The following is a 22,185-nucleotide window of genomic DNA, read 5'->3' on the forward strand; positions in this document are numbered from 1 at the left end:
TCCCGGGCTTATACGAGTAACGACGTCCAGTGGCGATCCACCAGTGGCTGCTGGTGGCGGACGTCACACGGAGGAACGGGATCGGATGCGGGACGACCAGGCCAGGGTACTTGTTCTCGATGATTTTTCGGCCATCGTCGAAGAGTTGCTGACCCTGATGTCGCTTCACGGCATTCCCGGCGTCGGTGCCGCCAATCTCACCGAAGCCGTGGACATGCTGGAACGCCATCCCGCCGTCAGCGTGGTCGCCTGCGACTTGCGGCTGGACCGCGAATCGGGGCTCGACATCGTATCCCGCGTCCGCAAGCACCCGAAGCTGGGCGCGCGGGAATTCGAATATGTCTTCATCACCGGAGACCAGATGCGCGAGGATCTGGTGGCCGGTACGTCGCATTACACGTTCCTGACCAAGCCGGTGCAGCCGCAGGCGCTGATCGGCACGATCCGCAAGATGCTGGCCAACGGTGTCGGTGCGTGACGGGGACCGGCGATGATGCGGCCGCCGCGAGCGGCCTGATAGAGGCTTTGCGCGAGCATGTCGGCCTGCGGGTCGTCAGCGACTTGCGCCTGGATGCGGCCGCGAAGACGATCCTGTTCCGCCGCGAGAATGCCGGGGAGGGCGAGCAGCCCGAGGCTCTGGCGATCCATTCCGAGGATGTCCTGCGCCTTGCCGCGCTGAGCGGCCGCTCGGACGTGACGACCGATCTTCGCACCGGCCCGCGCAGCACTTTGACCGTGATCCTGCGCGGCAACCTGGGCGGCATGCATTGGGCCAGCGCGGTGCTCTTGAACGCGCCCGAGCCGCGCGTGTCCCACGAGGAAATGGGGCACGAGGCCATGGCCGAGCGCGCCCGCATGGCGGATCTGGGCGAAAGGGCGCTGACCCTGGCCCATGAGCTGCGCCAGCCCCTCTTCACGATCTCGATGGCAAACGAGAGCCTGCGCCTCATGCTCGACCGGCCGGACACCACGCGCTCGCGCCTTCAGACCAGCGCCTCGCGCATTGCCGAGCAGGTCCTGCGCGCCCAGGTCATCATCAAGCGCACCCTGGGTCAGGCCGCGGACGACAAGATCGTCGCCCGCCATACCGACGTGATGGAAGCGGCCGCCAGCGCGGTGGAGTTCCTGGAAGCGTTGTTCGAGCGGGCGGAGATCGCCGTCGAGCTGGAACCCACGGGCCTTTCCGCCTGTGTCGCGTTGGGGCGGGTGGAGCTGGAGCAGGTCTTCGTCAACGTCTTGCGCAACGCCGCCGACAGCATCCAGTCGCGCCGCGCGGCAGGCTGGGACGGGGAGGGGCGGATCGCCATCGCCCTGGAAGGCAAGCCCGGCCAGATGCGCTGCGTGGTGACCGACAATGGCGCGGGCCTTTCCGCCGATCTCGAACGGCTGGCCTTCGAACCGTTCTTCACCACCAAAGCGCAGGACGGCACCGGCCTGGGCCTGCACATCTGCCGTCAAATCATGGAAAAGGCCAAGGGCGGCATCCGGCTGGTGTCCAATCAGGGCGTGGGCGCCCGGGTGGAAATCTGCCTGCCTTCCGCGTCGGGCAGGCCGGCAACCTCAGATGTCGTCGCGGCCTAGGCGGATCACGAAACGCGTGGGCTGACTGGATCGCAGCATGGAGCGGAAGTCCCCGCCCGCCTCGATCGCGACCTGTTCGACCAGCCAGAGCGTGGCATGGTCCAGCTTGCAGCCGGGGGCAGGCGCCTCGTTCTCGTCGATGCACTGCACCGTCACCACGACGTGAACCGGCGTCATGGCGGCGCGCAGCAGGACTTTGCCCTTTCGCTTCTCGCTGCCCGGCCCGATGAAGCTGCCGAAGGCACTGAGCAGCGCGGCCACCGCCATCATCTCCAGCGCGCCGTGATGTTCGGGCAGGAGATGGTCCAGCGCATTGCCGTCCAGTTCCACCGAGACGCCGTGGTGCCGCACGTTGGACTTGGTGGCGGCCACGGCCCGCTCCAGCGCGCTACGCACGCTGAGCGCGCTGCGCTCCTTGTCGCCATCGCGCCCGAACCACCGGAACAGGCTGAGGATGAAGGCCGCGGCCTCGGTATGCGTTGAAATGCGTGCGACCCGGTCCAGCAATTGCTTGCGGCTCTCTTCGCCGATGTCGAGCTGCTCGACGATATAGCGCATGTTGCCGTTGGCCATGGAGATCACGTTCAGCGGCTGCGCCAGGTCGTGCAGCATGCCCGCGGTTACGCGCCCGAGCAGCAGGTCGCGGGTGACGGGCACCAGGCCGTCCTCGCCCCAGGCCAGCAGCCGGGCGTCGACCATGGCCAGGTGCCGCGCGAGGCCGGCACCCAGGAACGCGGCGCTCAGCGATCCGGTGAAGACCGCAACGGTCGCCGGCAGGCCGGGGGCGATCAGCGTGGCGCAGAAACTGGCCATGGCGACCAGCAGTGCCAGCACCCAGGTCCAGCGCGGCGCGCGCAGCAGCACGGTGACGAGGCTGCGCGGGAAGAACCCGGCCGCGGCGACCATGCCCAGGGTGGTCCAGTAGGCGGGCGCGATCCGGGCTTCGGGAATGAGGTAGAAGCCCGCGCTGAGGGCGGCGGTGACCAGCGCGGCCTTGATCGTCTTGTGCAGGACGAAGAGAGCGCCCGCTGCGGCCGAACCGATCACGCCGGCGGCGGGGGCATGGCTGGAAACGAGGCCGAGGCAAAGCGCGCAGAGCGCGATGGCGCCGGGATAGAAACGCGTGCCGTCTTCCCAGGCGCGCAGCCGCATGGCCAGTTGCGGTGCGAAGCCTGCGCCGCGGGAGGCGCTCTTGCCCCCCGGCAGGCCATCGTCGTTGGCCCCCGGTGCTCCCGACGGCCCAGCCCCGGAAGAGTTGGTCCCCGCCGGAGCAGCCGGCGGAAATTCCAAGACGTTGTTGTTCGGCAATATCATTGCAGTCTGGCCCCCGAGCCCGGATCGGACGCCCTGCGTCTGCGAGTCCGGACGGATCGATGATTGCCAGCCCGACGGGTTTTCGCAACCGCGAAATAAACCTGATAGAAGGTTTTATGCGGTCGTAAGTAAATAGACTAACAAAGCGCCGTTCAGCCGGATCCGCAAGCCGCTTTCAGAATGTTAATCCGGCGATAATCGTCGCGAATGTCGGCGGAAGCCGAAGAGAAGCGCCAGACGAGAATGCGCAAAGCAGGCGATCCATTCTGTTCTGCTCTTGCCTTATGCTTTCCCTGCTAACGCATAACCGGCTTTTGCGTGGATCGGAAAGAACCGATCCGAACATGTTTGGCGATAGTCTTGGCATACCCCTAAATGGCCAAAGATCAGGATTGACGCCTGATTTGGAGGAAATGAGCAAAGGTATACTTTCCGGGGCTTTAACGCTTGAGAAAGACTCCCGCTGATTGCGGTCGTATCGGCTATTTCTCCATCTCGGATCATATTCGAGAGCCGCTATCATTCATACGCAAGACGGCGATTTCAGCCGTCGAATGATTGAAAATCTCCAATTCGGATCTTCGGGGCAGTCGATCCGATTTGCGTAGACGCAAGGGACCAGGGGGAATGGGCATGCGGCTCGGTTCGAAGGCGAAGCTGACAATCGGCGTCGGGCTGGTTGCGGCCTGCTGCTTTGCCTTTCTGGGGGTTCGCGAACTGGGACGGGCTGCCAGGCCGGTGGCCGATGCCGCCGCCCGCATCCCGCTGGGCAAGTCGGAGCCTTCCTACACCGTGCTTGCCGCCACCACGCGCGACATCAAGGTGGGCGAAACCATCACCGCCGACATGATCCGCAATGCCCGGTCCGATCCCGCACGCTTCCCCACCGCCGTGACCCCGGCCGAGATCGTCGGCAAAGTGGCCACGCAGGACATTCGCGCCAACGCGCTGATCCCCCGCACGGCGGTGGGACAGGAAACGAAGCTGGCGATCCGCGTGCCGATGGGAATGCGCGCGATCAGCATCGACACGACGGCGGAAATCGCCGTGGCCGGTCTGGTCCGGCCGGGAGACCGGGTGGACGTGCAAGTCGTCTATCCCGGCGAAGACGCCCTCAGCGGCGCGCGGGCCAGCGGCGTCAGCCGCGCGCGCACGCTGCTGCAGATGGTTCCGGTTCTGGCCGTGGGCGAGGCGGTGGTCGGCACCCAGCCTGCAACTGGCGTGACGGGCACGGTCGCGGCCGAGCCGCCGCCCGCCCGCACGGTGACGCTGGCCCTTTCGCCCGAGCAGGTTTCGCAGCTCTCGCTGGCCAAGAGCACGGGCGCGCTCACGCTTTCGCTGCGCAACCCGGGCGACAGCGTCGAAGTGGCGGTTTCGCAAGTGGCCTCCACGCCGCTGCCGCGCCCGGCCATGCCCTATCCGGTGCCGGCGCCCGCTTATGCGGCCCCCCGCCCCGCCCCTGCGCCCCGCTCCACGCCCGCAGCGCGCCCTGCGCCGAGGCCGGGTAGCCAGTCCGGCGGCGCGCAGGCCATCGAACTCGTCGTCGGCGGCAATCGCCAGGTCATCTATTCTGGGAGTGCATCGCAGTGAAAGCCCTGATCGCCTCCTGCGTCCTGGCCGGAGCCGGCCTTGCCGGCGCCTCCCTGGCCGCTCCCGCCCATGCCCAGGCTCGGGGCGAGGAGCAGCAGGAACTCCTGCAAGTGGACGACCAGCGCACCCTGTCCTTCCCCAAGGCGATCGGCCGGGTGGAAGTGAGCCGCGAGAACGTGATCGGCGTCTCGGCCCCGACCGCGCAGTCGATCCGCCTCAAGGCGCTGGCGGTGGGCGATGCCGTGCTGACCGTCTTCGCGCAGGACGGCACCGTCATGGGCGAACGCAACGTCCGCATCGGCGGCGCGGGCTTTACCGGCCAGGCCGCGGGATACCGCCCCGGTGAGAAAGTCGTGGCGGTGGACGTGCAGTTCGCGGCCGTCTCCAGCTCCACGCTCAAGGCGCTGGGCTTCAGCTTCGCCAAGCTGGCCGGAGACCTTCAGGGCGCCGTGATCTCGCCCAGTGGGGTCAACAGCTACAGCAACGACCGGACCGGGTTGTCGATCGACGCTTCGGTGCCGATCCAGAGCGCCTTCAACCTCTTCCTCTCGGCCCGCAACCACGGGATCGGCGCCGTGCTGAGCGCGCTCTCGTCCAACGGACTGTCCCAGCTCCTGGCGCAGCCAACCCTGCTGGTGCGTTCCGGCGAGCAGGCCAGCTTCCTGGCCGGCGGTGAATTCCCGGTGCCGGTGCCGCAGAACAGCGGCGGCAACGGCAATACCCTGTCGATCGAGTACAAGGAATTCGGCGTGCGCCTGACAGTGACGCCTTATGTCCTGTCCTCCGACCACATCGTGCTGAAACTGGCGCCCGAAGTGAGCGAACTGGACTATAGCAACGGCGTGCAGCTTCAGGGCTACGTGGTGCCCGGCATCCGCCGCCGCTCCGCGGAAACCACCGTAGAACTGGGCAGCGGCCAAAGCTTCGTGATCGCCGGGCTCAACTATACCAACAGCGCGATCACCAAGGACAAAGTGCCGTTCCTGGGCGACCTGCCGGTGCTGGGCGCCTTCTTCAAGCGCCAGCAGACCCAGAAGGAACGGCAGGAGCTGATCATCGTGGCGACGCCGCGACTGGTCGAGCCCGGCACTGCGCCGGTGGCGCTGCCCTCGGCGCCCGGCAATCCCGATCCCAGCCTCGGCCAGATGATCGTCGGCAACGACGGCGTCGAGCAGTCCGTGAAAACCTTCGGCGTCGTGAGGCCCTGACATGCCCAAGATCCACCTCCTTTCCGTAGACCGCACGCTGGCCCAACGCGTGACGGACGCCATGGGCGAGCATGTCGCCGTCGAAATGGTGCAATCGCTGGAGCACAGCGATCTCGATGGCCCCGGCATCGTCGTGATCGACCATGCCTCGGTTCCGGCGGAGCGCTCGCTCTCGTCCTCGATCGGCGAAGTGGCGCAGATGGCGCCGGGCCGGGCGGTGGTGGTCGCCACCGAGGACATGTATGCCGGGCAAGTGCTGCAGGCGATCCGCGCCGGCGCGGCGGACGTGCTGCCGCGCGCGGCGGCGGGCGCGGAAATATCCGAAATCCTGACGCGGGTGATGAACACCGCGCTCACCACGCAGGGCCGGCTGGGCCGCCTGACCATCGTGCTCGGCAACGACCGCGAGGCGCTGCCGATGCTGGCGACCGACATGGCGCTGGCCTGCAGCCTGGCCCAGATGCCGACGCTGCTGGTGGACTTCACTTTGCCCACCAGCACGGCCGAGGCCTATCTCGACCTCAAGGTGGACTACGGCGTGGCCTCTGCCGTCGCCGATCTCGACCGCATGGACACCAGCCTGCTTTCGGACGCCCTGGCGCGGCACGAGGCCAGCGGCCTGTCCCTGCTGACGTTCGACGGCGGCACCGGCGCGGAGCCGGCCGGTGTCGGCCCCAACGACGTGGTCGGCCTGATCCAGCTGCTGCGCGCCAACTTCGCGCAAGTGGTGGTTTCGGCAGGCAGCCTGCGCCATGGCGGCCTGCTGCGCGAACTGGCCTCCCAGGCGCAGGCCATCGAGATCGTCTGCAGCCAGTCGATCCGCGAACTCGAAGCCTGCCGCCGCCTGCTCGACAAGATCGCGCTCGACACCGCCAGCGGCAATCGCATGCGCCTGCTGGTCTGGGACTACGATCCGCGCATCCTGCTCGACGGCCGGCGCATGGCCGACGTGCTGGGCGTGGAGGCCGTGATGGGCGTGCCGACGGACCGCGTGCGCACCGCCAATGCCCTCAATGCCGGCCGCCCGCTGATCTACGACCGGGAGAGCGGCGCTTATGGCCAGGCCGTGCGCCGCGCCTGCAACATCGCCGCTCCGGCGAAGTCCGGCGGCAGCATCGACCGCATGCGCCGGGCCATCCTGCGCTCCGTGGAGCGCAGCGCATGAGCCTCCTGACCACCGAGGAACTGCAGGAGGGCCTGGCCGCGGGTCGCCGCAAGTCCGCGGTGGCGCAGCCTTCGGCCCAGCGCATGAGCGACAGCTACCAGGCGGTCAAGGCGATCACCTGCCAGCAGGTCATAGAACAGCTGGAGACCCAGGGAATCACCGCGGAATCGCTGGACCAGCGCACGCTCCGCCACGAGATCGAACAAGTCATCAACAGCCGCAGCCGCCGCGGCCAGCTTGCCCTCAACAGTGCCGAGCGCCTCCTGCTGATCGAGGACGTGGAGGACGAAGTGGTCGGCCTCGGCCCGCTGGCGCCTTTGCTGCGCGACGGTTCGATAGACGACATCATCGTCAACGGCGCTCACGCCATCTACGCCGAGCGCGGCGGCCTGCTGCAGCGCGTGGAAACGCGCTTCCGCGACGATGCCCATCTCATGAACATCATCCAGCGCATCGTCGGCCCCATCGGCCGCCGCGTGGACGAGGCGGCGCCCTTCTGCGACGCCCGTCTCGCGGACGGATCGCGCGTCAACATCGTCATCCCGCCGATCGCGCTCGACGGCCCGCTGGTCTCGATCCGCAAGTTCCGCCTTCAGGCCCTGACCCTGGACGACTGCGTCGCTGGCGGCGTGATGAGCGGCCCGATGGCGACTTATCTCGCCGCTGCCGTGCGCTCGCGGCTCAACGTCCTGATCTGCGGCGGCACCGGGGCGGGCAAGTCCACCCTGCTCAACGTGCTGTCCGGCTGCATCAGCAACCACGAACGCCTCGTCACCATCGAGGACGCGGCCGAGCTGCAACTCTGCCAGGACCACGTCGTGCGGCTGGAAACCCGCCCGCCCAGCGTGGACGGCAGCCGTGAGGTGAGCGCGCGGGATCTCGTGCGCAACGCCCTGCGCATGCGGCCGGACCGGATCATCCTGGGCGAAGTGCGCGGCGTGGAGGCGGTGGAGATGCTCCAGGCCATGTCCACCGGCCACGACGGGTCGATGGCGACGCTTCACGGCAATTCCCCGCGCGATGCGCTGTCGCGGCTGGAAATGCTGCTCGGCTTCGCGGGGCAGCAGAACGACGTGCGCGCGGTGCGGCGTTTCGTGGCCAACAGCATCCATGTGATCGTCAACATCCAGCGCCTGGCCAGCGGCATGCGCCGCGTCACCTCGATCAGCGAAGTGACCGGAACCGAAGGCGACGCCTTCACCCTGAACGAGCTTTTCCGCTTCGAGGAACAGCCGCCGATGTCGGGGGAGGGCACGTTCCAGACGCTCTCGCCGCGGCCTTATCATGCGGCGCGGCTCAAGGACTATCCGATGCCCGGGCTGGCGCAAGGCTCCACGGGTTCGGGCCTTGCCAGCGGCCGGGGAGCCTCGACCGCATGGTGAAGGGCGCCGCCTATCTGATCCTGGCCCTGCTGATCCTGGGCGGCGTGCTCTTCGCCCTCCTGGGCGAGCGGGCGCGCAGCCTGGCGGCCATCGACCGGCGCCTGGCCGGGCTGACCACGCCCGGCTCCGCGCCGGTGCGCTCCTCGGTGGCGATTTCGGTGCCGGAACGCATCGCGCCGCTGCTGGCGCAGGCCCAGCTGGAGATCACGGTGCAGACCGTGCGGCTGCTGGCGCTGGTCGGCCTGGGCCTGGTCTTCCTGGTGCTGGTGCTGGCCGGCCCGGCTTTCGCGCTGGGGGTGCTGCTCGGGCTGCCGATGGCGGCGCTGTCCTGGCTGCGCGGCCGCGCCCGCAAGCGGGTGGACGCCCTGACCGAGGCCCTGCCGCTCTATCTCGACGGCGTGCGCCAGCTCCAGGCGGTGGGCAACTCGCTCTCGCAGGCGCTGGCCCGCGCGCTGGCGGATGCCTCTCCGGTGGTGCGCTCCTTCTTCGACACGGCCGCGCGGCGGCTGGAAATGGGCGCGCCCGTGGCCGAGACGATGCAGCAGCTGGCCGACCGCATCCAGGTTCTCGAAGTGTCGATGATCGCCGCCGCCATTCGCACCAACTTGCGCTACGGCGGCTCGATCGGCGCGGTCTTCACCAACCTGGCGCACATCCTGCGCGAGCGCCTCCGCATCCGCCGCGAACTTGTCGCCGCCACGTCGGAGGCAAAAGTCAGCTCGCGCGTGCTGATCGCCATGCCGCTCCTGGCCATGATCGGCCTCGTGCTGATGAACCCGGCCTATCTCGACTTCTTCATCTCGGATTCGCGCGGACGGTCGCTTTCCTTCCTGGCGATCGGCCTCGAAGTGGCGGGCATCCTCATCATCCGCCGCATGCTGAGGCTTGAGTTCTGATGCCGGCGCTCGGCCCCATGCTCCTCTTCGCCCTGGCGGCGGGCAGCCTCGTGCTGGTGGTTTTCGGCGTGCGGATGCTCGATGCCGACGCCCGCCTGCGCCAGCGCATAGACGGGCAGTCCGGCCGCGCCGGCGGCGCCTCCACCGCTGCCCGCTTCCCGCTGCCCCGCGTGTTCGTGGTGCGCGGGCGGGACCGCGAGGAAGTGGAGCAGAAGCTGCGCAAGGCCGGCTATTTCGAGCCCGGCGCGCTGGAGGCCTTCGCCTGGCTGCGCCTGGCCGCGACGGCCGCCGTCGCGCTCGCCTCGATGCTCGCCTGCCTGGCCACCAGCGGCAATCCGCTGCGCCCGCTGTTCCCCACGCTGGCCTTGTCCGGCCTGACGTACATCGGCGCCAAGTACGCCCTGCGCATGCGTGCGGCGTCGCGCGAGCGTATTCTCACCGCCGAGTTTCCCTTCCTGCTCGATCTCATGCTGATGATGCTGGAGAGCGGCGTCTCGCTGGACCAGTGCTTCCGCGCCATCGCCCGCGAAGAGCGCGTCGCCGTGCCGCATCACGCGCGGCTGGTGGCCATGCTGGTCGAGGATCTGGACCGGGGGCAGGACTACCAGCTCGCGTTCGACCGCTGGGCCGCCCGCGTGGCCGTGACCGGCGCGCGCGAACTGGCCACGGTGTTCCGGCAGTCCCTGTTCCAGGGCATGGAGCTGGTCCCGGCGCTGCGCGAATTCATCCGCGAGTTCTCCCAGCGCCGCGTCGCTCGCGCCCGCGAGGCGATCGGCACGATCACCGTGCGCATGGTGATCCTGATGCTCGTGTTCTTCATGCCGGCGCTGTTCATCGTTCTAGCAGGCCCGCCGGTAGCCGCCATTCTCGACACTTTGGGGAGCGTCAAGTGATGATCCGTCGCCGCCTCTTTCCCGTGGCCCCGGCCGCGCTTGCGCTCGCCGCTGCGGTCCTGTCGCCCGTTCCCGCCCTGCTTTCCCCCCCGCTGGCGGGCCGCGCCTTCGCAGCAGAAGCCCTTGGCGCGGAAGCGTCCGGCTCGACCCGCCAGCTCTACCTCGTGCTGATCCAGCAGGCCCGCAAGGACGGCCGCCAGCGCGCCGCGCTCGCATTCCTCGATGATTTCGACCGGCAATATCCCGGTGACCGGGAATCGCGCATCCTGCGGATCAATTGCCTGCTCGACCTCGGCCAGAACGACCAGGCGCAGGCCGCCCTGGCGCAGATCGCCGCCTCGGATCACAGCGCCGAGGCCGAGGCCGTGCGCGGCCATGTCCTGGCCGCGCAAGGACGCTGGCCGGCGGCGGCGGAGCAATATCGCACCGCGCTGCGCGTCAGCCCGGCCGATCCGCTGGCGAGCAACGCCCTCGGCTACGCGCTTCTGCGCGGCGGAGAGGCGGGGCAGGCGGTGGAAGCGCTCAAGGCCGCGCGGGACCTGGCGCCGGGCAACGAAGTGGTGCGCAACAATCTCGCGCTGGCGCTGACCGTCGCCGGGCGCCGGGCCGAAGCCGAGGCGCTGCTCGCCACCGTCCGCGATGCCGCCGCCCGCTCCACGCTGCGCGCGCAGATCGCGGAACAGGCCGCGCTTCTGCTTACCTCGGCTTCACCCTCCGCAATCCCGGCGACCCCGGTCGCAGCGCCGGCCATCGCAGCGCGGGAGAACTGACCGTGGCCCGCCTCCGCCCCTTCCCCAGACTGCGGCCCCTGCGCGAACTGAAAGGCGACGAGGGCGGCGTGATCGGGCCGATGGTGGCGGTGCTGGGCGTCTCGCTGCTGGGCGCGGCGGGGCTGGCTCTGGATGTCGGCCTCTACTACCAGGGCAACCGCGACTTGCGCGCGGCCACCGAGGCGGCGGCGCTGGCGGCCGCCATGGACCCCTACCGGGCCGAAGCCCGCGCGCGCGACTACCTGACCCGCAACGGTTATGATCCCGCCGTTCTCAAGTCGGTCCAGATCGGCCGCTACTGCGCCGACATCGGCCAGGCCACCGACCAGCGCTTCGACCCGACGATGGCGCGCTGCCCCGGCAACGGTCTCGCCAACGCGGTCCGCGTGGTCACGAGCAAGGCAAGCCGCCGCTTCCTCACCGGCGTCCTGGGCGAAGCCGGCCCGATCCCCGACCTCACCGCCACCGCCTCCGCCGCCCGCATCGATGAGGCGGGAGTGAGTGTGACGTCCGATGTTCTGACAAAAGTGGTTTCGCCCGTGCTTGACCCGGTGACGGTGCCGCTGGTGGGCGTCGTCAACAATCTCCTCGGCTCGCTGCTGGGCATTCCCATCTCCCTGGGCCGGACCGACGTTCGGGGGCTCATGCAAGGCAACGTCGATGCCGGTCTGTTCTTCGACAGCCTGGCCAGGAAAGAAGGCTTCACGGGAACTTATGGCGAGCTGGTGAACAGATCGCACGGACTGAAGGACATTGCCGAAGCCGCAGCGGATGCCGCCGCCACGCCCGAGGCCGCCGCGGCCTTGCGCGTATTCGCGCGGCAGGTCAGCAACGGCTACATCGTGCCCTTTAACGGCATGTACAGTCTTGGCGTCTGGAAAAACATGCCAGTGGGCGAGGCCGACGACCAACCGGCGCTGCGAGCCGGGATGAACGCCTATGCACTCATCACTTATGCGGTCCAGTCGGGGCCGACCGCCATCGACCTTTCCAAGGCCGTAGGGCTGCTGGTGCCAGTCAGCACAGTCAAGATCGGCCTGGTTTCGAGCGGAGCGGGCGATCGTCCCCGGTTTGCCTTCGGACCGGCTGGAGAAGCCAAGGCCGGTACGTCTGCCTTGCGGATCGGCATCCTGATCGACTTGCCCATCAATCTCGCGGTGGCTTCGGTCAATGTGCACTTGCCTGTGATCGTGGACGTTGGCGCAGCCCAGGCCGAAGTCAGCGCAATCGACTGCTCCAATTCATCCGAACAGGCACGCGACACGCGCGTTGCCGTCCATGTGCGGTCAGGCACCGTCAACGCCTATATCGGCGACACTGCCTTCGACCCGATGGCCAAATCGTTGCCGGTGATCGGTGCGAGCGACATTCGCCAGGCCAGCATCGTCAGCGTGAATCTGCTGGGCAGCCTCGTGTCCGCCGAAGTGAAGGGACGCGCGGTGGTACAGCCCGTCACTGGCGCAGGACCAAATGATGCGACCCTGACGTTCGGGCCGGGCGCCGGCAGTCCATCCGTTCCGACATCCGGCCAGACCATCGGCAATTCGGTTCAGCTCGGCCAGACTGTGAGCAGTCTGACGAAGAGTTTGCTCGGCTCGAATGGATTGGACGTCAACGTCAAGCTCCTGGGTACGTGCCTGATTGCCTGCGACATTCTTGAAGCGACGGGTCTGGCTACGGTGACCGGCACCGTGCTGCCGGCTGTCATCGGGCCGGTAACTGATCTGGCCGGGAACGTGATCGACCCGCTTCTGACCAACGTGCTGGCGGCACTTGGCGTCCAACTTGGCAGCGCGACCGTCTGGACTACCGGTGCGCGGTGCGGAGTGCCTGTTTTGATTTAGTTTTCATGAAGACTGCCACCGGAGTCCTCCAACCGGTTGCGGAAATTTAATCGGAGGAATTGGGGAGTATTGAGCCATGATTACCATTCGTAAGTTTTTCGGTCGTCTTCTTGGCGACGAACGTGGTCTTACGGCAGTAGAATATGCTGTGTTGGGAGCGATTGTTGTGGCTGCAATTGGAGGTGTTAGTGGAACCTTCGGTGCAAATCTCAAAGGCGCATTTGAAAAGCTGATTCCTTCGGCTGCGACGCCTTGATCTGATGCGTAACGCAATCAACAGTTCAAATCTGTTGAAATGCAACCGCGGAATGGCGGCGCTGGAGTTTGTGTTTCTCGCTCCGGCGCTGCTGGCCCTGGTCTTCGGGATCATCATCTACTCGATCTACTTCAGCGCGCTGATCGGCGTGCGGCAGGCTGCGGCCGAAGGGGCGCGGGCTGCCGTTGCCGGGCTTTCCACCAGCGAGCGCGTCGATCTGGCGCAGAAGCGGGCGAAGCAGGTTGTCGATGGTTATGGCCGCATTCTCGGCAGCGGCACGTCCGCTGTAATAACCGCTTCATCGGATGGAGTGGGTGCGTTCAAGGTCAAAGTCAGCTATGACATGAGCGGCAGTCCAATAATGAAATACGGGAACTTCGTTCCCTTGCCATCGTCGAACGTAGAAGCAAGCGTCGTCGTGACAAATGGGGGATATTGAATGGCTGGTCTGAGTTATTTCAATCTGGCCTTGCTGATAATCTTGCTTCTCCCGGCGGTGATTTTGCCTTGGGAGGGGCGAAGGCCACCTGATCTTCTCTATGTTGTTATCGCTATCGGCGGCCTCAGCTTCGCTGCGCTGAAAGGCGGCGCGCCCGCGCTTGCCTGGGCGATGGCGGCGGGCGCCGGGTGCCTGCTGCTGGTGGCCGGCAGCGTCGCCGCCCTGCGTGCGGGCATGGGGCTGAGGGTGCTCACGGGCAGCCAGATCAAGCTTCTTGCCGCCGGGGCTACCTGGCTCGGTCTGGTCGGCGCACTGACCATGATCGCGATCACAGCCATGACGCTGCTCGTACTGGCAAGCGCTCAGCAATTCCGCACCGCCGCGCGCCGTCCCGACTCGGGGGCGATCGTGGCTGTCGCCATCTTCTGCGTGGGCCTTCAGCAGGTTCTGCCGTCAATCTGAAAGGGGCAACCTCCGCTCAGGCGAGGTTGGATGTGCCGATGAACGTAATGAATCCCAGCTGGCGGTCCCGCCTAGGAGCCATGCTCAACCCGGCCCAGCCCCACGGGGCGGCGGACGAGGATGCCGTCGGCGATGAAACGATGCGGCCCGAGCCGGTTCTCATCGTCGACGACGATGAGGATTTCGGCAGCGAATGCGCCTTCAGCCTGCGGCTCATGGGCTATGACCCGATCGTCGCCACGAGCGCGGAAGAGGCCATGGCCCTGTTCGAGAGCAACGAGATCTCGATCGCCATCGTCGACTACAACATGCCCGGGCAGGACGGCATCGCGCTGATCCACGCCCTGGGCCAGAATGCCGAGGCGCGGGGCCTGCGCCTTCAGTTCATCATGGCCACGGGCTATGCCAGCAAGGATGTCGCCATCGACGCCATGCGGGCATCGGCGGTGGATTTCCTGGAAAAGCCGATCAACCAGTCGGACTTGCGCCAGGCCCTGCAGCGCATCAAGGGCCTGCGCCAGACGCCCGACGCGCGTGAATCGCTCCTCGGCAAGATGTCCAGCCTCAGCACCGAACTGCAGCGGCTGGCGATGCTGATGGACGATCCCGGCGCGCAGCCGCAGATCCGCGCGGGAGACCTGGTGCGCGAGCCGGAGCCTGTCGTCAGGGTTCCGCTTTCCGAAATCCCGGCAATCCCCGAGGCCGGACAGCTTACCGACTTCATCCGCGAACTCCTGCGCAAGGAAATGAAGCGCCGCGAGATCGGCGGCGGAGAATTGTTCGGCGATCCGGCCTGGGAAATGCTGCTCGACCTGCTGCTCGCCAAGATCGAGGGGCGGCGCGTTTCCGTTTCCAGCGCCTGCATCGCCTCCGGCGCGCCGATGAGCACGGCGCTGCGGCTGGTGCGCCGGCTGGTCGGCGAAAGCGTGCTTTGCCGCCTGCCCGACGAACACGACCGGCGCCGGCACTTCCTGATCATCAACCCGAAGTTCGAAGGCCCCTTGCTGGAGTACCTGACCGAGCAATTGCGCCAGCGCGCAAAATCGGGCGTGAAGTGACGGCCTGAGGATCGAAAGCTCGCATCGGAGGTTGAAAGGAGCGGCTGCACACGGCCGCTCCGCGCAAGTCGAGAAAAACCAGATCTTCGGAACCGGAACCCGGGGAGCGACCACCGCAAACGATTCATGCGGCCGGTGGAACGGTTTGTTTACAAACAACCGTTAACCAAGCGCCATCCTTCCCGACGCGAAGTTCCCATGACCATAGATCCGCGCACAATGCTGTTCATGACGAATGCCGTGGCCTTCGTGGCTTCGGCGTTCCTGCTGTTCGAATGGCACCTGCTGCGCGAACGGTCGCTGGCTTACTGGAGCGCCGGATTCGCCGCGATCGTCCTGGGCTGCGCGATCACCCCCCTGCGCGAGGCGGGCTTCTTCATCGCCGGGGTCTGGCTGGCCAACGGCCTGCTGGTGACGGCGCATCTGGCATTTCTCTACGGCACGGCCGCGTTTCTCGGCCGCCGGGTGTCGCCGGGCTGGTGCCTGACGCTGCCGGTCTGGGGGCTGATGCTGGCGATCCCAGACGATGCCTCGCGCACGCAAGTGCTGTCGATGATGAACGCCTTGCTGGTGGCTGTGCTCTCGCTGAAATCGGGGCACATGCTGGGCGGCCTGCGCCAGCACCGCAATCCCGATTCCGCGCTTCTGGCGTTCGCATTCCTGGCCCACGGCGGCTTCTACTTGTTCAAGACGCTGACGGCCTTCGTCCCCGGCGCTTTCGTCAACCTCTTCCACTACACCGGCCTGATGATCTCGGTCTCGCTGTTCGAGGGGATCATGATGGAAGTGGCGCTGGCGCTGTCGATCGTCGGCGCGCTGCGGCGTCGGCGCGAGCGCAGCATCGTCCGCCTGGCCGAGCACGACCCGCTGACCGGCCTGCTCAACCGCCGCGGGTTCGACGTGCGCGCCCGCGCGGCACTGGAGGAGGAGGGCGCTCCGGCAGCGCTGCTCCTGCTGGATATCGATCACTTCAAGTCGATCAACGATGGTTACGGCCACCCCGAAGGCGACCGCCTGCTGGTGGCCTTGGGCGTGTTCCTCAATTCCACCCTGCCGGGGCACGCGATCTGGGCGCGACTGGGCGGCGATGAATTCGCCATCCTGCTGCCCCGCACCGATTCCTTTGCGGCGCAGAGCTTGGCCAAGGCGCTCTGCCGTGGCTTTGCCAGCGTCGGCGGTGGACGCGGGAACGGCGGTACGCTCAGCATCGGCTGCGCGACCCAGTCGGCCGGCGCGATCGACCTTGAGACGCTGTTCGGGGTGGCGGACCGCGCGCTCTACGATGCCAAACGTCAGGGCCGAAACCGGCCCAGCCACCGCGAGGTCGGCGCCGAATCGGTTGCGCCCCCGGCGCCGCGCGACCGCGCCTTTCGCAGTGCCATCCCCCTTGTGACGCTTCCGGTCGACGCGCCCCGGCCCCGAGAAATCGTTCCTACACGGTAAAGTATCGTTTCCTTTGAGTGCGACAATCGAATGCAGCATTCGGTTGATCGCGAATAGGCAAAGGCGACTTGAGAAACATTTACGAAAACAATACCTGATGCGCTTAAGCTATCGCTTTGACCCGGGGGGGACAAACTTGCGATCGAGCTACGTTGAAGTGCGAAGTCAGGATGTCCATGACACGGCGCGGCCGTTCAAGTTGGAAGGCGAGGCTTTTCGAGTCCGCGATCTGTTGCCCGCCCTCTCTCTGCTGGGCGCGGGGCTTCTGGCCTTGCTCGTGGCCTCGATCTGGAGCGACGCCACTGACGACAAGTTCGTGGTGATAACGCCGCCCGGCTGGTCGCAGGGACGGACCGTGGCACTGGTTCGCGGCATGGACGGCACGCTGGTCCGCACCGGAAACTTCGCCAACGTGGTCTTCGCCGCTTCGGCCGATCCTGCCTTTGCCGCCAGGGCCCGCGCGGCCGGCGCCTGGCTGGTGGCGCCTGCGCCGCTCGCGGCCGGATGCACCGATTCCAGCCTGGAGCCCGTGCTGTGAACGCCGCTGTCGACAGGCTGCGCAACCAGTTCGGCCATATCCTGGTCCCGCTGCTCTGGGGCCATGTCCTCATCCAGGCTGCTGCCGCCCAGACGCTGAGCACTTCGGGGAGCTGGTCGGCGCTGCGGGCCGGGATCGCGGCAGCGATCGTCGCCGCGGCCTATCATGTCACCTGGCGGCGGTTCGGCACGGCGCCGGCCACGCGCTATCTCTCGGCCGTGGCGCTCATGGCGGAGCCGGCCATGCTGCTGTTCCTGCTGCGCGGGCACCCGTGGCAGATGGACATGCACATGTACTTCTTCGCGATGCTGGCGCTGACGATCGCCTGGCTGGACCGGGAAGCGATCCTGGTGGCCGCGGCCGCCATCGCCGCGCATCACGTCGTATTGCTCTATCTCCTGCCCTATGCGGTGTTCCCGGGCGCGGGCAACCTGGAGCGGGTGGCGCTCCATGCCACGATCGTCGCTTTCCAGACCGGCGTGCTGGTCTGGCTGAACAACATGCTCCACGCCAGTTTCGATCGCAGCGCGCGCATGAGCGAGGAAATCGTCGCCAAGAACGCCGCGCTGGAGGAACGCACGCGCGAGGCCGAAGAGGCGACCCGCGCCAAGTCGATGTTCCTGGCCAATATGAGCCACGAGATCCGCACGCCGATGAACGCGATCCTGGGCTTCTGCCACCTGGTATCGCGCACCGAACTGGACGAGCGCCAGCGCGGTTATGTCGAGCGGATCAGCAGTGCCGGTGCATCCTTGCTGCGGCTGATCAACGACATTCTGGACTATTCGAAGAACGAGGCCGGCAAGCTCACTCTGGAAGCACGGCCTTTCGACCTTCGCGCCGCGATTGCCGGGCAAGTGCAACTGCTCTCGGTGGAGGCGGCGGCGAAGGGCGTGCAGATCGTGCCGCAGATCGATCACCGCCTGCCCGTCAGCGTGGTGGGAGACGAACTCCGCTTCTCGCAAGTCGTGCTCAACCTTCTGAGCAATGCGGTCAAGTTCTCCGACCGGGGCGCGGTGACCATCGGCCTCGACTTGCTCTCGGCCGGGGACCAGGCGCTGGAAGTGACGCTTTCCGTGCGCGACCACGGCATCGGCATGAGCGCGGAGCAGCAGGCCAGCCTGTTCCGCTCCTTCTCGCAAGGGGACAACTCCACCACCCGCCGCTTCGGCGGCACCGGGCTGGGCCTGGCCATCTGCCGCCAGATCGTGGAGCAGATGGGCGGCGACATCCGCGTGGACAGCGCTCCCGGGCAGGGCAGCACTTTCACCTGCCGCATGCGCTTCGCCGCGCGCAAGGCGCTGGGCGAAGGTGCCGTTCCCGCGCCGCATATCCGCGGGCTGCGGGTGCTCGCAGCCGATGACAATGCGGCGGCGCGGCATCTGGTGGAGGAGATCTTCGAAGGCTGGGACATGGGCGTGGACCTCGTCGCTTCGGGCGAGGAAGCCGTTTCCGCCTTCGGCAGCGCGGCCGAGCGCGACCAGGCCTACGACCTCGTCCTGCTCGACTGGAAGATGCCCGGCATGGACGGCATGGAAGCCGTGCGCGAGCTTCGCCGCATGCAGCACGGCGCGCCGTCTCCGGTGACGCTGATCGTCACGGCGTATTCCGTGGACGAAATGGCCGCCGAAGCGGGCGAGGCGGGGGTCTCCGCCTTCCTGACCAAGCCGATCGAGCCCCATGCCCTGCTGGAGACCATCACCTCGCTCTTTGCCGAAGCCGCCATCGAGCATGGCCCGGGCCGGGCCGCGCCGCATCGGCGCCGGGGCAGTCCCAGCCTGGCGCCGCCCCCGGTCGAGACGCTGGGCGCCGAAGTGGAAGGCAAAGTCGATCCCCGCCTGCGCGGCCTGCGGGTGCTGCTGGTCGAGGATAACGAAATCAACCGCGAAATCGCGACCGAACTGCTGACTCATGCCGGTCTTGTCGTGGACTGCGCCGAGAACGGGCGGGTCGCCTGCGACAAGGTGGCCCAGAACGGCAGGGCCTATGCCGGGGTGCTCATGGACGTGCAGATGCCGGAAATGGACGGGATCGAGGCCACGGCGGTCATCCGCCGCACCTGGCCCGCAGAGGAACTGCCGGTCATCGCCATCACGGCCCATGCTTTCGATGCCGAGCGGCAACGCTGCCTGGACGTGGGCATGAACGACCATGTCGCCAAGCCGGTCGATCCGGCTCAGCTGATCCGCACGCTCAATCGCTGGCTGAAGCCCGCGCGCGAAGGCATCGCGCCTGCAGCGAGCGCGGTGGCGGAGAAGCCGGTGGGAACGGACGCGGCGGCAACCGCGAAAGCGTGCGCGGCCATGACCGACCTGCCCGACCGGCTCGGCCCCTTCGGCATTGCCGAGGCGCTGAAGCGCGTGAACGGCAAGGCGTCTCTGCTCCGCAAGCTGATCGTCAGTTTCGCGGGAACTTACGCCGATGCCGCGCAGGACATCCGGCAGCGGATCGCGGCGGGGCAAGTTGCCGATGCCCGGCGCGTGGCCCATAGCCTCAAAGGCGTGGCGGGATCGCTGGAACTGCGCGAGCTTCAGGCCTGTGCCGCTGATGTCGAACACTGGCTGGCGCGCCACGATCTGGCACCGGCCACTGCCGCGCTGGCGGCGCTCGAACCGGAACTGGCCAGGGCCGTCGCCGCGGCGCGGTCGCTGGCCGAAACGCCCGCGATCAATCCCGTCGTACCGACCGCCGATGTCGATCCCGGTGCCGCGCGCACCGGCAACCTGGCCGACGGGCGCGAGGATCTGCGCGCCCTGCTGCGGCGCCGCAGCCTGAGCGCACGCGGCGCCTTCGACCGGCTGGCGCGCGATATGGGCCTCACTGAAGCCGAACGCGCCGCTCACCCCCTGCACGAGGCTTTGCAGCGGCTGGACTATGCCACCGCCCTGGCTCTGCTGGACGAATTGCCGGGCGCTCCGCAAGGTAACCCGGCCCCTGAAGGCCCCGTCTCTCAAGGAATCCCTTCGTGACCAAAGCGACCATTCTCGTCGTCGATGACGATGTGGCGAATATCGAGATCATGAACGCCGTGCTCGAAGACGACTACGACGTCTGCTTCGCCACCACCGGCGAAGAAGCGATCGAGACGGCGCGGTCGGTCGATCCCGACCTGATCCTGCTCGACGTGATGCTGCCGGGCCTCGACGGTTTCGAGGTCTGCCGCCAGCTCAAGACGGATCCCGTCATGGCGGACGTGCCGGTGATCTTCATGACCGGCCTCGGCGATGCCGAGGACGAGATGCGCGGGCTGTCGCTGGGCGCGATCGACTATGTGGCCAAGCCGATCCAGCCCGCCGTCCTGCGCGCACGGGTAAGCAACCATGTCGAGCTGAAGCGCCTGCGCGACAAGCTGGCCGAACTGGCGGTAACCGACGCGCTCACCGGCCTCAGCAACCGCCGCCAGCTGGAACGGACGCTGGAAGGCGAGTGGGTGCGGTTGTGCCGGACCGGGGACTGGCTCTCGGTCATCATGCTGGACATCGATTTCTTCAAGCAGTTCAACGACACGTATGGCCATGTCGCGGGGGATCGCTGCATCGTCATGATCGCCGCTTCGCTCAACCGCGCCTTGCGGCGGATGACGGCGGTGACGGCGCGCTATGGCGGTGAAGAATTCGTTTGCATCCTGCCGGGCGCCGATCCGGTTACGGCGATGCAGGTGGCGGAGGAGATCCGGCGGCAGATCAATGCCCTGCAGATTCCGCATGAAACGTCGAACGTCAGCCCTTGCGTCACGGTCAGCGTCGGCGTCGCCAGCGCGCGCTGCACGGGCGACACTTCGCCCGAACGCTGGATCGCCGAGGCCGACAAGCAGCTCTACCTCAGCAAGGTGAGCGGGCGGGACCGGATCGTCGCCACCGAATTCGAAGTGCCCTGCCTGGGCTGAAGGGGGCTTGGGCTGAAGGGGGCCGAACGATAGCGTATAGGGAGAACGTCGTCCCGGGTCAGACCCGGGACGACGGATTTTCCGGAAGCTGTCAGGCCGGTTCGGCGACGCGTTCCTGCATCAGGCGTTCCGCGGTGCGATCGGCCACGGTCGAAGGGGCGAGGCCCTGCCTTGCGGCTTCGTCCAAAACTGCGGCGACGCGCGGACCGATCTGAAGAACGCGCTCGCGCACTTCGTCCGCGCTCTCGCGCAAGTATTCGGCGGCCACGTTGATGATCCCGCCGGCATTGGCGACATAGTCGGGCACGTAAGTCACGCCGCGTTCGAGCAGGCGCGCGGCCATGTCCTCGCTGGCAAGCTGGTTGTTGGCCGCGCCGCAGACCAGCTGGGCCTTGAGCGCGTCCACCGTGGCCTCATCGAGCGCGCCGCCGAGCGCGCAAGGGGCGAAGACGTCGGCCGCAACCCCGGCGATCTCGTGAATGGGGACCACGCGGGCGCCATGGCGTTCCGCCATGCGTGCGCAGCGCGCGGGGTCGATGTCGGCCACGATCAGTTCGGCACCGGCCTCGGCCAGCAGATCGCACAAGTGCGCGCCGACGTTGCCGACGCCCAGCACCGAGACGGTCATGCTCGAAAGCCCGCTGCCGGACCGAAGCGCGACGGCCGCGCGCATCGCCTCGAACACGCCCAGCGCCGTCCAGGGCGAAGGATCGCCGCCGGCGCGGCCGGGCAGGGCGGTGCGGCCCGCGACATGGTCGGTATAACGCGCGACCGCTTCCATGTCGGCCACGGAAGTGCCCACGTCCTCGGCCGTCACGTAACGACCTTCAAGCCGCGCGACGGCCTGGCCGAAAGCCTCGAACAGAGCGGCGCGATCGAAATCGCCGGCCGGGCGGCGCAATACGGCCTTGCCGCCGCCGAAGGGCAGTTCGGCCATGGCGTTCTTGTAGCTCATCCCTTCGGCCAGACGCACGGCATCGGCCATGGCGGCGCTTTCGTCGGGGTAGGTCCAGAAGCGGCATCCGCCGGCGGCCGGGCCGCGTGCGGTCGAGTGAATGGCGATCACCCCGTCGAGACCGGCTGCTTCGTCGTAGAGACGGACATATTCCATCGGCGGCGTCATGCGGCTGGCGCGGGCGACCATTTTCGAACTCCAGTCAGGATGGCGTGATTGCCGCCTGCCTTATGACAGTTCCGCCGAGGGCATTCTCTCCTCATTCCGGGCCGATCGGGCTGATTGAGAGCAAGACTGACCTCATAAATGCTGATATGAGGAAGAAATGACCGATCTTGATCCCTACGAGCGGAAGATTCTCCGCGAACTCCAGCGCGACGCGAGTCAGACCACGGCCCAGATCGCGGAACGGGTTGGCTTGTCATCCTCCCCGTGCTGGCGCCGCATCGACCGGCTGGAACGCGAAGGCTTCATCAAGCGCCGGGTCGCCCTGGTAGATCGCAAG

The 22,185-nt window shown here is 67.2% G+C and carries 21 protein-coding genes (1 of these 21 running past the window's edge); 19 read left to right on the top strand and 2 right to left on the bottom strand.

The window, feature by feature from the left end; translation table 11 throughout:
• Positions 1 to 85 precede the first annotated feature (85 nt).
• Both AC1VV3_RS22575 and AC1VV3_RS22580 read left to right on the top strand, forming a co-directional pair.
• Positions 86 to 478 (top strand): response regulator, encoded by a 393-nt coding sequence (locus AC1VV3_RS22575; RefSeq protein WP_132267811.1) that lies wholly within the window; start codon positions 86 to 88, stop codon positions 476 to 478.
• Positions 475 to 1,581: a sensor histidine kinase gene (locus AC1VV3_RS22580; RefSeq protein ID WP_482962569.1), complete on the top strand. Its 1,107-nt coding sequence runs from the start codon at positions 475 to 477 to the stop codon at positions 1,579 to 1,581. The genes AC1VV3_RS22575 and AC1VV3_RS22580 overlap by 4 nt, the downstream gene beginning before the upstream one ends.
• On the opposite strand, the gene AC1VV3_RS22585 is transcribed toward AC1VV3_RS22580, so the two are convergent.
• Positions 1,561 to 2,871: a histidine kinase gene (locus tag AC1VV3_RS22585; protein WP_482962570.1), complete on the bottom strand. Its 1,311-nt coding sequence runs from the start codon at positions 2,869 to 2,871 to the stop codon at positions 1,561 to 1,563. The two genes, AC1VV3_RS22580 and AC1VV3_RS22585, sit on opposite strands and share 21 nt — an antisense overlap.
• A gap of 657 nt (positions 2,872 to 3,528) precedes the next feature.
• On the opposite strand from AC1VV3_RS22585, the gene cpaB reads away from it, so the two are divergent.
• From cpaB to AC1VV3_RS22665, 16 genes are all read left to right on the top strand, one after another.
• Positions 3,529 to 4,485 (top strand): Flp pilus assembly protein CpaB, encoded by a 957-nt coding sequence (cpaB, locus tag AC1VV3_RS22590; RefSeq protein WP_482962571.1) that lies wholly within the window; start codon positions 3,529 to 3,531, stop codon positions 4,483 to 4,485.
• Entirely contained in the window at positions 4,482 to 5,693 is a 1,212-nt protein-coding gene (locus AC1VV3_RS22595) for a type II and III secretion system protein family protein (protein WP_482962572.1), read from the top strand. Before cpaB ends, AC1VV3_RS22595 begins: the two co-directional genes overlap by 4 nt.
• A gap of 1 nt (position 5,694) precedes the next feature.
• Complete coding sequence (locus AC1VV3_RS22600; protein WP_482962573.1) at positions 5,695 to 6,858, top strand: CpaE/TadZ family protein; 1,164 nt, start codon at positions 5,695 to 5,697, stop codon at positions 6,856 to 6,858.
• Positions 6,855 to 8,240 carry a TadA family conjugal transfer-associated ATPase gene (locus AC1VV3_RS22605; protein WP_482962574.1) on the top strand — a complete coding sequence of 462 codons (1,386 nt, stop codon included), beginning with the start codon at positions 6,855 to 6,857 and terminating at the stop codon, positions 8,238 to 8,240. The genes AC1VV3_RS22600 and AC1VV3_RS22605 overlap by 4 nt, the downstream gene beginning before the upstream one ends.
• Positions 8,234 to 9,136 (top strand): type II secretion system F family protein, encoded by a 903-nt coding sequence (locus AC1VV3_RS22610; protein WP_482962575.1) that lies wholly within the window; start codon positions 8,234 to 8,236, stop codon positions 9,134 to 9,136. The genes AC1VV3_RS22605 and AC1VV3_RS22610 overlap by 7 nt, the downstream gene beginning before the upstream one ends.
• A gap of 17 nt (positions 9,137 to 9,153) precedes the next feature.
• The gene (locus AC1VV3_RS22615; RefSeq protein WP_134093692.1) at positions 9,154 to 10,029 is read left to right on the top strand and encodes a type II secretion system F family protein; all 876 of its coding nucleotides are present in this window, start codon (positions 9,154 to 9,156) and stop codon (positions 10,027 to 10,029) included.
• Positions 10,029 to 10,799: a tetratricopeptide repeat protein gene (locus tag AC1VV3_RS22620; RefSeq protein WP_482962576.1), complete on the top strand. Its 771-nt coding sequence runs from the start codon at positions 10,029 to 10,031 to the stop codon at positions 10,797 to 10,799. Before AC1VV3_RS22615 ends, AC1VV3_RS22620 begins: the two co-directional genes overlap by 1 nt.
• 2 nt (positions 10,800 to 10,801) lie before the next feature.
• The gene (locus tag AC1VV3_RS22625; RefSeq protein ID WP_482962577.1) at positions 10,802 to 12,643 is read left to right on the top strand and encodes a pilus assembly protein TadG-related protein; all 1,842 of its coding nucleotides are present in this window, start codon (positions 10,802 to 10,804) and stop codon (positions 12,641 to 12,643) included.
• Between the two features lie 76 nt (positions 12,644 to 12,719).
• The gene (locus AC1VV3_RS22630) at positions 12,720 to 12,899 is read left to right on the top strand and encodes a Flp family type IVb pilin (RefSeq protein ID WP_482962578.1); all 180 of its coding nucleotides are present in this window, start codon (positions 12,720 to 12,722) and stop codon (positions 12,897 to 12,899) included.
• A 4-nt stretch (positions 12,900 to 12,903) separates the two neighbouring features.
• A complete protein-coding gene (locus tag AC1VV3_RS22635) occupies positions 12,904 to 13,338 on the top strand; it encodes a TadE family protein (RefSeq protein ID WP_482962579.1) in 435 nt (144 codons plus the stop codon).
• A complete protein-coding gene (locus AC1VV3_RS22640; protein WP_314469182.1) occupies positions 13,339 to 13,800 on the top strand; it encodes a hypothetical protein in 462 nt (153 codons plus the stop codon).
• Between the two features lie 80 nt (positions 13,801 to 13,880).
• Positions 13,881 to 14,858, top strand: coding sequence for a response regulator (locus tag AC1VV3_RS22645; RefSeq protein WP_442045454.1), 978 nt, complete (start codon positions 13,881 to 13,883; stop codon positions 14,856 to 14,858).
• A 228-nt stretch (positions 14,859 to 15,086) separates the two neighbouring features.
• Positions 15,087 to 16,301: a GGDEF domain-containing protein gene (locus AC1VV3_RS22650; RefSeq protein ID WP_482962580.1), complete on the top strand. Its 1,215-nt coding sequence runs from the start codon at positions 15,087 to 15,089 to the stop codon at positions 16,299 to 16,301.
• A gap of 232 nt (positions 16,302 to 16,533) precedes the next feature.
• Positions 16,534 to 16,839, top strand: coding sequence for a hypothetical protein (locus tag AC1VV3_RS22655; RefSeq protein WP_132267835.1), 306 nt, complete (start codon positions 16,534 to 16,536; stop codon positions 16,837 to 16,839).
• A complete protein-coding gene (locus AC1VV3_RS22660; RefSeq protein WP_482962581.1) occupies positions 16,836 to 19,808 on the top strand; it encodes a hybrid sensor histidine kinase/response regulator in 2,973 nt (990 codons plus the stop codon). The genes AC1VV3_RS22655 and AC1VV3_RS22660 overlap by 4 nt, the downstream gene beginning before the upstream one ends.
• On the top strand, positions 19,805 to 20,725 hold the full coding sequence (locus tag AC1VV3_RS22665) for a diguanylate cyclase (protein WP_132267839.1): 921 nt from the start codon (positions 19,805 to 19,807) through the stop codon (positions 20,723 to 20,725). The genes AC1VV3_RS22660 and AC1VV3_RS22665 overlap by 4 nt, the downstream gene beginning before the upstream one ends.
• Positions 20,726 to 20,816: 91 nt before the next feature.
• On the opposite strand, the gene AC1VV3_RS22670 is transcribed toward AC1VV3_RS22665, so the two are convergent.
• The gene (locus tag AC1VV3_RS22670) at positions 20,817 to 21,869 is read right to left on the bottom strand and encodes a Leu/Phe/Val dehydrogenase (protein ID WP_132267840.1); all 1,053 of its coding nucleotides are present in this window, start codon (positions 21,867 to 21,869) and stop codon (positions 20,817 to 20,819) included.
• 136 nt (positions 21,870 to 22,005) lie between these two features.
• On the opposite strand from AC1VV3_RS22670, the gene AC1VV3_RS22675 reads away from it, so the two are divergent.
• Positions 22,006 to 22,185, top strand: the 5' portion of a protein-coding gene (locus tag AC1VV3_RS22675; protein WP_132267842.1) for an Lrp/AsnC family transcriptional regulator. 282 nt of this gene lie beyond the right edge of the window; the window shows 180 of its 462 coding nt (coding positions 1–180); its start codon is at positions 22,006 to 22,008; the stop codon falls past the right edge of the window.

This window comes from Novosphingobium sp. BL-S-34 (assembly GCF_056857015.1).